Source organism: Segatella baroniae DSM 16972 = JCM 13447 (assembly GCF_000426585.1).
GTDB lineage: Bacteria > Bacteroidota > Bacteroidia > Bacteroidales > Bacteroidaceae > Prevotella > Prevotella baroniae.
The window spans coordinates 147,120-161,428 of record NZ_AUFQ01000004.1; the positions used below are offsets into that span (position 1 = coordinate 147,120).

The following is a 14,309-nucleotide window of genomic DNA, read 5'->3' on the forward strand; positions in this document are numbered from 1 at the left end:
GGTAAAAAATATGAAGCAGACAATAAAAACATTGAAGCAGTGGGAAAAATCGGGAAAGGACTTAGACGAGTTCCTGTGTCCCGGTGATTGGATAAGTGAAGATTTGTGTAACTATATCGGCGAAATCGTTCCTCCTTATTATTGCTCTTGCGACTTCGTTCAGGGTGGAGATCCGATTAAATCTGAAGACAATGTATTGTTTTATTGCACCTGTTACAAAACAGAAGACAACAGATACTTATACCTCGGAGTTCTTCCAGAGTTCAAACAATAAAAACGCTAAAGATATGGAGAAGTTAAAGTATTATTCGATGATACAGAGTGACAAGCCGGAATGGCTGTTGAGGTTGCAGTTTGAAGTCAGTCAGCATTACACACTGCGTGGCATTGAGGACACTCCTGAAGAGTGGCTGGCATTGCAGGACTTCGTGGACGCTTTCATTCGCAGTCTATACATCCGTCGGGATATCATGGTGAAGAGCGAGGTGGCTGCGGATCTGCAGACGGAGGACGGCAAGACGCAACTGCTCATCAAGCGGAACGGGAAGACGGTACAGGCGTATTACATTGAAAAGTAAAAGAGTAAAACGATAAAAAAGTAAAATATAAGATATGGAAAGAGTAAAAAGCATTGAACAGCTTCAGAAAGGAAACAGAATAGTGAGAGTACAGGGTGGTAATGTTGAGATCTTGGAATTTATTTGCCCTCACCCTCATCACGAGAAGTACTCTGTATTCTTAAACCAGAACTGGGACGGACTGCCGAAATTTTACAATCCTCGGCTTGAAAGCGAAAAATGGTATCTGTTTCACGACACGACTGAAGAATGGGATGAAATAATCGACATAAGAATGGCGCAACTCAGAAAAGAGATAGAGAACATTGAAAACTATCGTAAGAACGAAAAAAGGAAAGAATAAGAAAATCTACATCAGCGGCGCGATAGCGCACTATGACATAATGGGAATAAGTTTTACATCAATTTAATATAAGCATTATGAGCAATTTTTTAGACGAAATCAAGAAGCGTATTCAAGTGTGGCACGAGCAGCGTGCTCAGCGTATCGAGGCGGAGCGTCAGGCACTGCTCGACGCGGAGGCACGTGAAGCCGTGCAGGTAATGGAATTCAACGGCAGGCTGTACATCTGTGTACACGGCAAACCACTGTTTGACATCGACATCTTCAAAGGCAGCGTGGCCGAGGTCGTAGCCAATGGCCGTAGGGCTTATAAAGACTGGAAGGAGGAGAAATTATGGGAAAAGTAAATATTGGACCACGATATTATCGTGTTACTGCCATCATTAAACCGGAAGGGTTTAATAAGATATTATTGGAGGGGCTTTTTGTTTATGGAAAAGAGGCATATACTCTTTCGGAAATCAAAAAGAAATGCTGGGATTTCCTCAAACCTCAGATAAACTTCGAAAAATATGGTATTGACCCAGAACAGGTAAGAAAGGATATTAAACTTACATCGCTGCCGTGTGATTTCTTGCTCAATGCGGACCAAAAATAGGAATTATGGAAGAAGGTTTTAATTACGCACGGTTTTATACTCTGCTGAAGAAATTGCCTGGAGCGGACAAGGAGACGCTGGTGTATTGTTCCACCATCGGGAGGACAACAAGCCTGCGCGAGATGACTTCAAAGGAGTATGACGAGATGTGCGCCTCGATGGAGGAGCAGATAGGCTGGAAGGCGCAAGTGAAGAAGAAACGCAGCCTTTGCCTGAAGCTGATGCAACAGGCTGGTATTGACACGACTGATTGGCAGCGCATCAACGATTTCTGCCGTCACCCGAAGATTGCAGGGAAAGTATTCGCCCGGCTGAATGTAGCGGATTTGGACGTACTTCAGACAAAGCTGCGCAGCATTATACGCAAAGGCGGACTGAAACCGAAGCCGGCACGAGATGAACACAGGAATACGACCTCGTTCGTCTATATCCCGATGAACAATATAGCAGAAAGTTAGACAAAATGACATCAAGAGAATTTGTAAAACGCTCTATGGAGCGCATTCGGGAACTCGGTAAGGACATGAGCAATGAGGATTATAGCAACAGCCTTGAGCAACTTGCCTATGAACTTGAAACCGAACGGCAGGAAGTGAACTGGCAGGTATTAACCAGTGAGGGAAAATTTATTTAATAATTTATAAGAATATAATTTATGAGAACAAAAACAAGCAATTGGTTTGAAGTCAAGATGCGCTATGACAAAGTGCATGAGGACGGGTATGAAAAGAAAGTGACCGAGAGTTATGTGGTCGAGGCTCTTTCATTCGGAGAGGCAGAAAAGACGGCTATTGAGTTCCTTGGCAGCTATGTGTCCGGAGAAATTCAGGTTGTAAACATCAACCCGATGAAATTCCAAGAAGTGTTCTTCAACGAGCAAGAGTCATGCGACCGATACTACAAAGCCATACTTCAGTTTATCACCATTGACGAGAAAACGGAAAGAGAAAAGCACACGCAGGTTTACTATCTGGTGCAGGCTTCTTCTTTCGACAACTGCAAGGACACTATCCGAACGATTATGGACGGCACCATGATAGACTATCAGATTGCTTCAGTAGCAGAAACCAAGGTTATTGATGTGATAGAACACGAGTTATAAACCCTATAAAAAGAAAAGACAATGGCAACAAGAAAAAAGAAAGTAATCATCACAGGCGTGAGCAGAGAAGCCGCCGATGAAGCGTTTGCAACCTACGCTAAAAGCGATGCACAGGTACAGAAAATCAATGCGGACATCGAGCTGCAGTGTGCCAAGATCCGTGAGAAGTATGCAGACAAGCTGGCGACCCTCACCGAGGGGAGGGACAAGGCTTTCGATACCCTGCAGGCTTTTGCCACGGAGAACCAAGCCGAGCTCTTTGCCAAGAAGAAGAGCCTCGACATGGCTCACGGTACCATCGGTTTCCGTACAGGAACACCGAAGCTGAAGACACTGAAAGGCTTTACTTGGGCGAGTGCGCTGGAATTGGTTAAGGAGTTCCTACCTGACTATGTTCGTCAGACATGGGACATCGCCAAGGACAAGCTGCTTGCAGACAGGGAGAGTTGCGTTCAAGAGCCCGGCAACCCTCTTGGTCCCGGCAAGTCTATGTATGAGCAGATGGCCAAATGCGGCATTCAGGTAGTGCAGGATGAAGCCTTCTACGTGGAACCCAAGAAGGAGGAAAACGAATAAAGGTAAAAAAGTAAAAAAGTAAAAAGGTAAAAAAACGAGATTATAGCCCGTGAGGGTGGTTTCATACGTTGTATTTTAAATTAAACAAAAACGGGGGCAGCGGCCCCCTCTCCGGGCGGAACGGTTCATGCAGAAAAGGTTCGATTCCTTTACCGCCCACGTTGACGTTAACACACAATTCATATATGAGAAGAAAAGACAATCAAAGACGGCCTGGGCTGTCTTACATGCGACGGGTTGCGGAGGTAAACGAAATCTATGACAAGTATGTGCGTACGGGACTCTCTAATCGGGAGATCTGGCGTCGTTATATCTATCCCCGGTTTATGATCAGCGAGCGGGCTTTTTACAAGATCCTGAAAGCGTCCGCAAAGATTGATGAACAAACGGCACGTGTTATTGAGCCTTATCTGAATTTTGATTTTTCACCCGATCACTCATGAACGATATAGCTGTTGTCTTTCGTCGCATTCTGAAAGATATTCAGGTGGATATGAAGGACGAATTCGATAAGAACTTCGAGCGTCAGGGCTTTTTCTCGGAAAAGTGGGCACGCCGGAAGAGTCCGCTTCGCCCGGGGCGGGCCACGCTCGTCAACACGGGCGGTCTCAGGCGGAGCGTTCTTAGCCGTGTGACCGCCGATGGCGTAACATTCTATTCGACCCACTCCGCGGCAGAGATACATAACGAGGGCGGTGAAATCAAGGTGACGGCAAGAATGAAGAGTTATTTCTGGCATCGCTATTACGAGGCGGTCGGCGGTTTCGGACGGAAGAAGAACGGTGAAGTACGCAACGACAAACGCACCCGGCAACTGACTGGCGAGGCTGCCTTTTGGAAGTATATGGCCCTGATGCGTGCAGGCAGCGTTATTCGTATACCGAAACGGCAGTTTCTGGGTGCCTCGCCCGAAGTCGAAAGGGCTGTGACGGAAATCATCGAGAAGCGGCTGAGTGAGTATTTTAACAACGAATTTAAACTGAAATAAAACAATGGAAATAAGAAAGGAGCTGTATGCCGCCATCCGGACAGCGATGGCAAAAATAGAGGAAGTGAAGCACATCGACTTGTGGAATCACAATGTGGAGTTCATTGAGGAGGAAGCGGGCTGGGAACGCCCCGCTGTGTTTGTGGAGTTTGGTCCGATAGCCTGGCAGCCCTATGTTGGCGGCGGCTATCGCGGTGATGGCAGCGTTCGGCTGCACATTGTTACGGACTGGATGGAAGGCGGTCAGGAAGCAGCCTGGGATTTGATAGTCAAGATCCGGGAGGCTATGGAGAGAGTGTACGGCTACGGTATCCACGGCCTGTATTTGACGGAGACCTTGACGAACCACAACCACGAGGACATTTTGGAGAGCATCGAGGGGTATGCCGTGAAAGGCGTGTTATAAACGGAACCTCATTCAAGAAAAAGCCTGTCGAATTTCTTTTCGACAGGCTTTTTTAATGGAATATGAAAAAATATTGTTCGTTTTGTTGTTTGTATGGAAATAATGACTATATTTGCAGTGAAGTAAAGCATTGAAGGAATGGCATCCTGGCTATTTAGACCTAACCGCCGCCCTCGGTGTAACGATATTAGCGCATTGGGAATGATGAACTGGCAATTGAGTCCTAACTATCGCCCAATGCGTTTTTTATATATCATTTATAGAATACAGGAAATGTGTTATACGGATAAATCCATTGTCTTTCTTATCAGCTTTCCTTGCCACATTCAATCTTACCTTTTGCCCTCTGATTTCTCCTTCATAATAATAGAACCGGTCTATGCCGTCTGTTCTTGGATGCGTCAGTGGCGAGGATTCTATAAAGGTAGCCTTGCGCAACACTTTATCTAAAGATGCCAAATCGTCCTTTTCGAGTATCTTTGACCTCCCGAACGTATCGGAAAAGAGGTGTTTATTGCCGTATGTGGAGAAACCAACCTTAATCGTTCCCTCCCCGACGGGCTTTTCATGCTTCACCTTGAGCAGCGGTTTCATCTCGTGCAGGTAATGTATGCGTTCAATGGCGCGCTGCGATTTTGTCTTGTCGCCGTAACATTGTCTTACCAGCCGGCACGCTGCGCACAACTCATTATCGGGCACGAAGGCAAGTTTCGTATTCCCTTTAGCAAGGTCGCAATCGTTGCACCGCTTGATGCTGTAAGGGTTGTAGTCGGGAAACGCCTTGCGCTGCTTTCCGGCATTAAATCGGAAGATACCTCGTTTGTCTTTTGCAAGGGCCTGTTCGCCGCGCGCGTATGCTTCTTTTTGCGGCGTGGGCGCGTATTTGCCTTTCCTTACCTGCACGACCGTACAGCGGCAGTTCCACGAGTTTGGCGGCATGTAGGCGTCCCAGAAAGGATCGGAAGGTGGCAGCGTCGTACCGTTGAGCGCTGCGTGCTCGGGGCGTACATGGTCGTCGCCCGCGGTGCGGTATTGCAGGTTGTATTCGTCGCCGGCAGCCTGGAACTGCTCCCACTTAGCCGCCATGGCCGCGGAGGCATGGGCAAAGTTGTATTCGGCACGGAGGTAGTTTCGGTTATAGGTTTCGTCGACCTTTTGAACATCATTCAGGAACTGTTCGAATGGCTTTCGATTGCCATTCTCATCAAGGAGCAACGGGAACGCCTCATTGAGTTCGTGAAAAGTCTTGAGTCCGGAGAAAACATAGGTGGACTGCTCGAGGCGTTCGCGCATCGTGTCTGACATCTTTGTCTGCAGGAAGGCACTGTTTAGCATGTCTGCATGTGTCTCTATAAAGGCCTGTGTCTCGTCTGACGCAATGATGTTTATATCCAATGATGCCCCTTTCTGCTTAAAGAGCCCTTTCATCATAGCCTTGAAAGCCGATCGGAGCCGCTCTTGTTGCTTCTCATCGATTTTCCCGGTGAGTGTAACGTCGGCATGACCATCGTTTAGGATTCCGGCATAGCGACTGTGCAGCCCCACATAATCGGTGGGGCTCAGTCGAAAAAAGGTAATCCCTCCCCGGCCCTCCCCGAAGAAGAGGGAGTATTTCGGGACATTTTCTTTTTATCGTTGCTTTGTGGCTCTCCTCCTTGGGAGGGGGCGGGGGAGGTGGGAAGCAGGTTATTTTCCCTGCGCTCGCCCACGGGCATGGCATACTTCTTCGCGAAATATTCGCCGTCGACCTCGAAGCGGTCGGCAATCATCGTCTCGTAGGCTACTTGCTGCTCGGGTGTGTAGTCGATAGAGTCGTTCCAGTCGAAGCGGCAACCCGCGAGTGGGAAGCCATGCTTCACCATGCGCGGCAGGAGTTGATTATTGATGATGTCACGCAGCATGTCGGCATCGGCCTCTACGAGGTTCTGCAGCACCTTGAGGTGGGTTTGACTCTGCGAGAGCGATGAACCATCCTCAATGGTCATGGTCTGTCCGATGATGAGCTTCGATATTTCGGAGTTGGCCCGGCTGACGCGCTCATTGTAGACATTGTAGGCATCGGCGCGTGTGGACTCGATGAACTCGAGCTCGGTGTCGAGCGGCATTACCGCCGTCTGCGAGGCCCCGGCGTTGACGAGCATCTGGTTGAGCCGGTCAATTTCCTTTTTATCGCGCGAGGAAGTTTTTGCAATGCGCATGGGCATGCCGAAGATCTCACCGAAGTTATCCCAGAACGCGAGCATGTTCTTTTTCGGTATCGTGTGCAATGTGGCTTTCAAAAGCAGACCGAGATCGTCAGGCTTCCCGGCTTCGATAAGGCTGTCAGTGATGCCGGGGCTGCGATAGTCGATACCGGCATGCCAGTCCTGCCCTGGCTCGGTGATGACGCGGCCGTATTCGGGAATGACATGCTTGCGCGGAAGGAGGGTTACTCCGGTATAGGTCATACCCGGCGTGCCCGCGCCGACGATGTCGCCGAGCTCAATGAGTGAGTGCCCCCAGTAGGTGGAGTCGAGCACAAGCAGGCAAAGGTCCTTGAACCAGGCGTGATCGAAGTAGGCCAAGAGGTCGGGGTTGTCTTCTTCCTTGCCGTCTACGATCTTGAACGACTTAGCTATGACGAAGCCCTCGCGCTGGCGTATGCAGCCCGAGAGGTGGGCGTCGGCATCGGTGTCGCGGTAGATGTCGTAGAGCGGCCCCCGGTTGGGGTTGTCAATATTGATGGCCGCCTGCCATGCCCGGCGCCAGTCGGCGATGTCCTTTCGCGTGAGCGCGTCGGTGTTCCGTTGAATCTGTGTGATGATATGCTTCACCTGCTGTCTGCCGTCTTCCTTTGCGAGGTTGATGGTGCCGTAAGGCGTGTGCAGGATAGACCCCTGTGTGTCACTTCTACGGAGCGAAGCGAATAGGTTTTTGATATTCATGTGATTTGTCTTTTATAAATTCGGTTTACCAGTTATGCCTAAGCGGCTTTTGCGAATGCCACATCACGCCCATGCCCGAAGGCTCGCCCGTGGCGGCATCGGTGGCCATAGGTAGGTCCGGGACAATCTTGCCGGCCTGCACACCTTCGAGCCACTTTATTGCCCGTTCGTAGCGTTCCTTTCTGATTTCGCTGCCCATCTTTTGCGGCATGGCCGATGCCATGTGATATAGGGCGATGTCGCAGGTGTACATCACGATGAGTCGGTTACGATTGTCGCCCTCGGCCTCGAATGTGGCCTTACAGTCGTAAACCGGGCGGAGGTACGACGCGATTTCCTCTATGGCTTCAACCTCGGCATTGGCGCGGTTCTCCGCGGAGGCCTGCGAGACAACCTTTAAGGCCGCCTCGCCTATCACTACGCGATAGTCTTCATCTGTTATAAACATAAGCCTACATTGTTATATATAATGCCTTTCGTTCGAGGTCTTGGGTGGTGGTTCCCTTGCGGAATACCCCGCACGAGACGAACTTCCTTACTTCCTGTTTTGAAAGCACTTCGAACTTCCCGCCTATCACGAGGACCATGTGCTTACGATGTGTGATGTGGCGTAGATAGTCCGCCTTTCTGACCGCCCGCTTGTATTTCCAAGCGCGGATAATGTCTTGAATTAACTTTCTCATTTTTACCAACTGTTTTTTGAGGTTTGTCGTTTGCTGAATACCGGCTGAAAACTTTCCTGTCTTGTCGTTCGTTGCAGCTGCCAAATGGCCCCTTCATCGGCGTCGGGGGCATCGTCGTTTCCGGACATGCCCTTCTCGAAGGCCAGCGTCTGTTCGATACCCGCCTGCATGTCCGGGTCCTCCTTCTGCGTGCTGTCATAAAAGACAAAGCCCCGTTCCCACAACGGGCTGATGGCCTCGACGCGCTGGAACTTGTCCGGCTTCTTGCGCTTGTCGCCCGTGATGGGCAGCTGATAGCCGCGCTGGTTGCCCTCGATCGTAAAGTCGTCGAGGATTATATCCTGCATGAAGCTCGCTTCCATCATAAAGCGGATAGCGATACCCGTTTCAAGGCTCCACTCGTAGAGGTCGTAACACCAGCGCACGAGCTCGGCCACCGAAGCCTTACGCACGAAGGCGCGCAGGTGCCACAGCTGCGACTTGTGCTTGCCCCAAAGTTTTGCCGCTTTGGTATCGTTAGTCTTCTTGCTTTTCCACGACGGGTCGATGTAAAGTACCAGTTCGTCGAACTCCCGCCATGCCGGGCGCTTGGCATATTTTATCCACTCCTGCTTGAATACCGTGCCCTCGATGATAGGATTGTGCATCATCTCCTTGTTCCATGCACGATAGCCCACGAAGTCGGCATAGCCCCGCGCCTCTTCCTTGGTCCATTTTTCGCGCCATGCAGGGTTCCCCTCACTGTCGACGGCATATACCGTAGAGACGTGCACGCCCTTCGTCTTGCAGATGTTTGCCAGTACCGAAGTCTTCGAAATCAGGTTGCCGACCATGATGAAGCGGCCGCGGCCTACATCGAGCGCGCCGAAGAGCGCTTCTTTCACCCAGTCTGTCACCTCACGCACGCGGCGCGGGTTGCGACAAAGCTCGTCGTCGTCGAGGTCATCGATGACAATGTAATCAGGGCGCGCCTCCCGCTTGCGAAGACCGCGCGGCGACTGTCCGCGTCCCACGGCAAGGAAGTGCATCCCGTCCTTGGTGGTAAATTCGCCTTCCGTCCAGTCGCCCATCGACATCTGCTTTCCGAAGTCCGCGATAATGCGCTTGTTATAGCCAAGCTCGGCTTGAATGTCCCCGAGCAGTCGGTTTGCGCTATCCTCGGACTTGCCGACAACGACCATGAAGTCGATGAGCCGCTTGGGCTGGAACATGAGCCACAAGGGCGTGAAGATGTCCATGTGGGTCGACTTGGCGTGGCCGCGCGGCCACTTGAATACCGCTTTGAGGTTCGGCGTGTTCTTGACTTTGTTAGCTGCTGCGTTGTGGAACGGCGCATTGTGCACGATACGGATAATCTCTCCCGTAACCTTATCACGCAATTGCAGGAAGTGTGGGAAATAATACTCGCAGAAGGCAGCATAGTCCTTCTGCAGACGGCGTATGCGCTGTTCTTTCTGTACGGAGCTCTCGCGGACAAGACTCTTCGTATCCGTTATACTCTGTATCTGCTGGCAGTGCTCCTGCCACTCCTGCTGCATCTGTTTTAGTTCTGTAATCGTCGCCATAGCGTATGTTTATAATGTGGATGGGTTCTGCATGCGCTCCATCAGGAACTTATTCTGGTACTTATTGATGGCCTTGATAAGCTCCGGCGTGATTTCCGGATCGTAAGAGGCCTGGTCCTGAATCCACCGATTGAACGCCATGAAGACTTCGATGGCGTCGATGACGTTCGCCTTCTTGTCGAGTTTCTCGATTGTGGCCGACAGTTTGGAGAGCTTGTCGGCCAGCGATCCGATGAGTGTCGGATCGTTTGACTTATTCACGCTATCAATCAGCCCGTCGATGGTGAGCAATAGTTTATTGACAAGTTCCGGGCGCGATATGTTCTTCGCGGCGCGCGCTTCCTTCCACCCCTCGGTATTGACCCACCGGGAGACGGTGACGCGGGAGACGTCGACTTTCTCTGCGATTTCGTTTTGCTCCATGCCCGAAAGGTATAGCGACCGTGCGAGCGATTTTTTCTTTTCTGTGTCTTTTGTCATTTCGTTGCAATTTGTTTGAATTATACATGCAAAATTGGGTTAAAATATCGGCATAAAAAAGAAAGTGTGAACCGCGCTCAGGGTATACCGAACCGTGCTCCCTGTTATTTTGCGACATGGGAATAATACGCTAATATTGCATCGTAAATCGACAGTCGGCGGTGCTCGACATAGTTGAAAACATGTTTTCACTCTGCTCTTTCTTGCACGACTGTTACAGCATAATATTCACAAAAAACAATGGGAAAAAGAGTAAGAATTTCAAACGACCGACTGAACAGTTATGGTTTTCGCGTACTGACCTCGGGAATCGACGTGGAGCAGTACAAACGGAATCCCGTCTTGCTATATATGCACGAGCGCGGTAACGTGGTGGGCTACGTGAAAGACCTGAAGGTGGAGAATGACGAAGTAACCGGCGAGCTGATGTTCGACTGCGCTTCGGAACAGAGCGAGCGTTGTCAGAAGCAGTTCGAGTTCGGAAGCCTCCGGATGGTGAGTGCGGGGCTCGAGATCATCGAGACGAGCGAAGACCCGGCTGTGCTGGTAGCGGGCCAGACGCGGCCTACGATTACGAAGAGCCGCCTGTTTGAGGTGAGCGTGGCCGACGTCGGGGCGAACGACGACGCTATCGTACTGGAGAAAGACGGCAAGCGAATAACATTAAGTAAGGACGGAGCCTGCGAGCTTCCTCTTATCAATTCAAATAACAATCAAAAAGAAAAAGAAATGGAGCAGAAAGTCATTGCCCTGCAGTTAGGGCTGCCGGAAACGGCAACAGAGAAAGAAATCAATGAGAAGCTGGCGCAGCTGAAAGCTATGCAGCAGGAGAACGAAACTCTGAAGGCGGAGAAACAGAAGCTGACCGACGCGCGCATCGTGCAGTTAGTCGACACGGCCATCGCGGAAAAGCGCTTAGAGGCGCAGCACAAGGAACAGTTTGTGAAGCTCGGCGCTCAGATCGGGGCTGATGAATTGGAAAAGACCTTGCAGGCTATGAAGCCGCAGGTGAAATTGTCGGCGGTACTGGGCCATCACGGTAGTGCCCCCGAAACGCCCGGCGAGAAGACCTACACGAAGCTCAGCGAGGTTCCGGCCGACGAGCTCGTGAAGCTGCGTGCCGAGAATGTAGAGGAGTATAAGAAACTCTACAAGGCCGAGTATGGCGTTGAATGTGAGCTTTAAAAGGTAAAAAAGTAAAAGAGTAAAAAGGTAAAGATTCATATAAAAAAACAAGAAAATGAGTAAAACGAAGAAATTGGTTATGAAACTGGCGGCCGCATTGCTGGTAAACGCAGTTGTTGGCGCCTTGATAGCGTCGCTGCTGGGCGTATCGCCCTGGATTGGCGCAGTGGTATTGAACGTCATCGCACTGGTGATAGGTTCGTCACTATCGAAGGATACGCTGCGTGTCGGCGTGTTCACAGAGATCTGGACTGGCGAGTTAGTGAAGTCGCTGCGCCGCGGGCTGGAAGGTTCGTGGCTGGACGGCGTTCCTGACAACTCGAGTATCGTGAATAACGACGTGATACACTTGGTAGAGGTAGGCGTGGATCCTGACGTACTGATCAACAATACTACATATCCCATTCCTCTGCAGGTATTGAGTGACAAGGACATCGCCATCAAACTGGACAAGTTTCAGACGAAGGTGACGCCGATTACCGACGATGAGCTCTACACTGCAAGCTATGATAAGATGGCGCGCGTCAAAGAGAGTCACGGCAATTCAATAAACGATTCGAAGTTCGCCAAGGCGGCACATGCCCTTTGCGCACAAAAGAACACGGCTAAGACTCCTGTGCTGAAGACCACGGGCGAGAAGGACGCCGCGACCGGTCGGGTAAAGATGACGGCAATAGATCTGCTGAACTTGAAGCGAGCGCTGGACAGTTTGGGCGTACCTTCGAAAGGTCGCCGCTTAGTGCTCTGCAGCGATCACGCGAACGACCTGTTAGAAATATCGCAGGCATTCAAGGAGCAGTATAACATTAATCGCACCGACGGCACTGTGGGCAGATTGTACGGCTTTGACATCTACGAGTTTGCCAACAACCCGCTGTATACCAAGGCCGGCGAGAAGAAAGCAGTAGGCTCCACCGCGGCTGCCGGTGAGTTCCAATGCTCTTTTGCTTTCTTCGCTCCGCGCGTGTTCAAGGCCACCGGCTCGACGAAGATGTACTACAGCGAGGCATCAACCGACCCGCAGAACCAACGTTCACTCATCAACTTCCGTCATTACTTTATCTGCATGCCAAAGGTGGCTGATGCCGGTGTTGTGATGATGAGCGATTACAACGCCTGAAAGGGATGAGCAAGGTGATGAAGTACTTAGTCATTCACTGCACGGCGACCCCTGAGGGGCGTGAGGTGAGCGCGGCTGAAATACGCCGCTGGCACACCGCGCCCCCGCCTGCCGGGCGAGGCTGGAAGCAGGTAGGCTACACGGACCTGGTGCACCTCGACGGACGCATCGAGCGTCTCGTAGACAACAACGAAGACGCGCAGGTGGATTCCTGGGAGGTCACCAACGGTGCCGCAGGCTACAACTCGGTATCGCGACATATCGTCTACGTAGGCGGCTGCGACAGTGCAATGAAGCCGAAGGATACCCGGACACCTGAGCAGCGTGAGGCCCTCAAGCGCTATGTCGAGGACTTCCATGAACGTTTTCCGCATATTAGGATCGTGGGGCATCATGACCTGAATCCCGGCAAGGCCTGCCCGAGCTTCGACGTTGAGTCGTGGCTTCGCGAGATAGGCATTCGGCAAACGTAACTTATTGATAAGACAGAACAATGGCAGACACGATATTCCAGATTCTGCAATGGGCAATCCCTTCGGGCGGTATCGGCGCTGCCATTGCCTGGATTGCGAACCGTCGCATCAGGACGGTGGAAGAGAAAAAGAAAGTGGAAGATACCTACAAGCAGATGTACGACATGGTGAGTGCGGAGCTTGTAGGGCTTCAGAAACAAAACCACATCAATTATGAAAAAATGGAAGAACTGCGCACCGAGAATGACAAGACTCGCCGGGCTCTCAATCGCCTGTCGCGGGCCATCGAGGCCATTCAGCTATGCCCTCATCGCGCTGCTTGCCCTGTCAGCGGTGAGCTGTCGATCGACGAAGACGGTGTTCGCGGAAAGTCGAACAGACTCAAGTCGCGTAATGAAGGAAAACACGCGGCAGACGAGCATCGCCAGGCGGTGGCAGGAACGGGTGACAGTGCCGGTGTCGAAAGTGACGCTAAGCGTAGCTGAAGACAGCCTCGCACTATTGCCCGCAGGCGCCGGTTACACGGCCCGCCGGGGGCAGGCGCACGTTAAAGTGGGACGACGGCAAACGGGCGACGGAAAGCCCGGGCGCATCATCATCGAAGCCGGCTGTGACAGTCTGGAAGTGCAATGCGCACGTTATGAGCAGCGCATCGAAACGATGCAATCGCGATTGACTGCTGCCGAGCGTGCACTAAGCACGCAGAAGCAGAAGATCAAGGAACGGCAACCGTGGGATATCAGAACGATTTTATACGCCTTTTTCACCGGGGTGGCGACCGGTATAGTATTAATTTTAATCATCAAAAAATATGGCAAAAAGTGTTTTAGACGGAACTAATCTCATACTGAGTGTTGGTGGTAAGGCCCTCGGCTTTTCGACGGGTTGCAAGGTGAGCACGTCTACCGAGACAGGCGAGCGCGTGACCAAGGAGGCTGCGAGCGGCAAGTGGAAGGAAAAGTACGTGAAGAGTTTCTCGGAGAGTATCTCGGCCGACGGCTGCGTGCTCACCGACGGCGATAGCGACACACCTACTTACGATCAGCTGAAGGATCTGATGCTCGCCGGCGAACCGGTAGATGCAGCCTACAACCTGCGTGAAGGCGACAAACGCACGGGTAAGGCTGCCGGTGGCTATAAAGGCAAGTATATCATCACCTCGCTGGAACTGGACGGCCCGGCAGGCGATGACGCCAAGTACAGCGTGAACTTAGACAATTGCGGTAAGGTGGACAAGCAGACGAACGGCTTGAGTGAAGCCGCGAAGCCCGGCGGCACCGGTCATTAA

Annotated in this window: 24 protein-coding genes; 18 read left to right on the plus strand and 6 right to left on the minus strand. The window is 51.3% G+C overall.

Features of this window, described 5'->3' with window-relative positions; all coding sequences use genetic code 11:
• The first annotated feature begins 10 nt into the window (after positions 1-10).
• The 12 genes from K334_RS14415 to K334_RS0105065 all read left to right on the plus strand — a co-directional run bounded on the left by K334_RS14415 (position 11) and on the right by K334_RS0105065 (position 4,591).
• The gene (locus tag K334_RS14415) at positions 11-274 is read left to right on the plus strand and encodes a hypothetical protein (RefSeq protein WP_081658035.1); all 264 of its coding nucleotides are present in this window, start codon (positions 11-13) and stop codon (positions 272-274) included.
• 13 nt (positions 275-287) lie between these two features.
• Positions 288-578 carry a hypothetical protein gene (locus K334_RS0105015; RefSeq protein WP_025880317.1) on the plus strand — a complete coding sequence of 97 codons (291 nt, stop codon included), beginning with the start codon at positions 288-290 and terminating at the stop codon, positions 576-578.
• Positions 579-612: 34 nt separating this feature from the next.
• The gene (locus tag K334_RS0105020) at positions 613-921 is read left to right on the plus strand and encodes a hypothetical protein (protein WP_027444605.1); all 309 of its coding nucleotides are present in this window, start codon (positions 613-615) and stop codon (positions 919-921) included.
• A 77-nt stretch (positions 922-998) separates the two neighbouring features.
• Positions 999-1,268: a hypothetical protein gene (locus tag K334_RS0105025; protein WP_025880315.1), complete on the plus strand. Its 270-nt coding sequence runs from the start codon at positions 999-1,001 to the stop codon at positions 1,266-1,268.
• Positions 1,256-1,519 carry a hypothetical protein gene (locus tag K334_RS0105030; RefSeq protein WP_025880312.1) on the plus strand — a complete coding sequence of 88 codons (264 nt, stop codon included), beginning with the start codon at positions 1,256-1,258 and terminating at the stop codon, positions 1,517-1,519. The genes K334_RS0105025 and K334_RS0105030 overlap by 13 nt, the downstream gene beginning before the upstream one ends.
• 5 nt (positions 1,520-1,524) lie before the next feature.
• A complete protein-coding gene (locus K334_RS0105035) occupies positions 1,525-1,977 on the plus strand; it encodes a hypothetical protein (RefSeq protein WP_036889977.1) in 453 nt (150 codons plus the stop codon).
• A 5-nt stretch (positions 1,978-1,982) separates the two neighbouring features.
• Positions 1,983-2,153 carry a hypothetical protein gene (locus K334_RS14755; protein ID WP_154655555.1) on the plus strand — a complete coding sequence of 57 codons (171 nt, stop codon included), beginning with the start codon at positions 1,983-1,985 and terminating at the stop codon, positions 2,151-2,153.
• Between the two features lie 21 nt (positions 2,154-2,174).
• Complete coding sequence (locus K334_RS13500; RefSeq protein WP_025880309.1) at positions 2,175-2,621, plus strand: DUF4494 domain-containing protein; 447 nt, start codon at positions 2,175-2,177, stop codon at positions 2,619-2,621.
• A 21-nt stretch (positions 2,622-2,642) separates the two neighbouring features.
• Positions 2,643-3,197 (plus strand): host-nuclease inhibitor Gam family protein, encoded by a 555-nt coding sequence (locus tag K334_RS0105050; RefSeq protein WP_025880307.1) that lies wholly within the window; start codon positions 2,643-2,645, stop codon positions 3,195-3,197.
• Positions 3,198-3,382: 185 nt separating this feature from the next.
• Positions 3,383-3,640 carry a hypothetical protein gene (locus K334_RS0105055; protein WP_025880306.1) on the plus strand — a complete coding sequence of 86 codons (258 nt, stop codon included), beginning with the start codon at positions 3,383-3,385 and terminating at the stop codon, positions 3,638-3,640.
• Positions 3,637-4,185 carry a phage virion morphogenesis family protein gene (locus tag K334_RS0105060; RefSeq protein WP_025880304.1) on the plus strand — a complete coding sequence of 183 codons (549 nt, stop codon included), beginning with the start codon at positions 3,637-3,639 and terminating at the stop codon, positions 4,183-4,185. Before K334_RS0105055 ends, K334_RS0105060 begins: the two co-directional genes overlap by 4 nt.
• Before the next feature lie 10 nt (positions 4,186-4,195).
• The gene (locus tag K334_RS0105065; RefSeq protein ID WP_025880302.1) at positions 4,196-4,591 is read left to right on the plus strand and encodes a hypothetical protein; all 396 of its coding nucleotides are present in this window, start codon (positions 4,196-4,198) and stop codon (positions 4,589-4,591) included.
• A 246-nt stretch (positions 4,592-4,837) separates the two neighbouring features.
• Here the strand turns inward: K334_RS0105065 and K334_RS13505 are convergent, their stop codons facing one another.
• From K334_RS13505 to K334_RS0105095, 6 genes are all read right to left on the minus strand, one after another.
• Positions 4,838-6,022 carry a phage head morphogenesis protein gene (locus K334_RS13505; RefSeq protein ID WP_027444607.1) on the minus strand — a complete coding sequence of 395 codons (1,185 nt, stop codon included), beginning with the start codon at positions 6,020-6,022 and terminating at the stop codon, positions 4,838-4,840.
• 128 nt (positions 6,023-6,150) lie between these two features.
• Complete coding sequence (locus K334_RS0105075; RefSeq protein ID WP_025880300.1) at positions 6,151-7,515, minus strand: phage portal protein family protein; 1,365 nt, start codon at positions 7,513-7,515, stop codon at positions 6,151-6,153.
• 25 nt (positions 7,516-7,540) lie between these two features.
• Positions 7,541-7,963: a phage protein Gp36 family protein gene (locus tag K334_RS0105080; protein WP_025880299.1), complete on the minus strand. Its 423-nt coding sequence runs from the start codon at positions 7,961-7,963 to the stop codon at positions 7,541-7,543.
• A 4-nt stretch (positions 7,964-7,967) separates the two neighbouring features.
• Complete coding sequence (locus K334_RS0105085; protein WP_025880296.1) at positions 7,968-8,198, minus strand: hypothetical protein; 231 nt, start codon at positions 8,196-8,198, stop codon at positions 7,968-7,970.
• Between the two features lie 2 nt (positions 8,199-8,200).
• Positions 8,201-9,763, minus strand: coding sequence for a hypothetical protein (locus K334_RS0105090; RefSeq protein ID WP_027444608.1), 1,563 nt, complete (start codon positions 9,761-9,763; stop codon positions 8,201-8,203).
• A gap of 9 nt (positions 9,764-9,772) precedes the next feature.
• Positions 9,773-10,243, minus strand: a complete 471-nt coding sequence (locus K334_RS0105095; protein WP_025880295.1) for a terminase gpP N-terminus-related DNA-binding protein — start codon at positions 10,241-10,243, stop codon at positions 9,773-9,775.
• Between the two features lie 240 nt (positions 10,244-10,483).
• On the opposite strand from K334_RS0105095, the gene K334_RS0105100 reads away from it, so the two are divergent.
• The 6 genes from K334_RS0105100 to K334_RS13515 are packed head-to-tail and all read left to right on the plus strand — an operon-like array spanning position 10,484 to position 14,309.
• On the plus strand, positions 10,484-11,428 hold the full coding sequence (locus K334_RS0105100; protein WP_025880294.1) for an HK97 family phage prohead protease: 945 nt from the start codon (positions 10,484-10,486) through the stop codon (positions 11,426-11,428).
• 55 nt (positions 11,429-11,483) lie between these two features.
• Positions 11,484-12,548: a phage major capsid protein gene (locus tag K334_RS0105105; RefSeq protein ID WP_025880293.1), complete on the plus strand. Its 1,065-nt coding sequence runs from the start codon at positions 11,484-11,486 to the stop codon at positions 12,546-12,548.
• 5 nt (positions 12,549-12,553) lie between these two features.
• Positions 12,554-13,021: an N-acetylmuramoyl-L-alanine amidase gene (locus K334_RS0105110; protein WP_025880291.1), complete on the plus strand. Its 468-nt coding sequence runs from the start codon at positions 12,554-12,556 to the stop codon at positions 13,019-13,021.
• Positions 13,022-13,041: 20 nt separating this feature from the next.
• The gene (locus K334_RS14760; protein ID WP_025880289.1) at positions 13,042-13,506 is read left to right on the plus strand and encodes a hypothetical protein; all 465 of its coding nucleotides are present in this window, start codon (positions 13,042-13,044) and stop codon (positions 13,504-13,506) included.
• Complete coding sequence (locus tag K334_RS14765; RefSeq protein ID WP_025880287.1) at positions 13,478-13,861, plus strand: hypothetical protein; 384 nt, start codon at positions 13,478-13,480, stop codon at positions 13,859-13,861. Before K334_RS14760 ends, K334_RS14765 begins: the two co-directional genes overlap by 29 nt.
• The gene (locus tag K334_RS13515) at positions 13,833-14,309 is read left to right on the plus strand and encodes a phage tail tube protein (RefSeq protein WP_081658036.1); all 477 of its coding nucleotides are present in this window, start codon (positions 13,833-13,835) and stop codon (positions 14,307-14,309) included. Before K334_RS14765 ends, K334_RS13515 begins: the two co-directional genes overlap by 29 nt.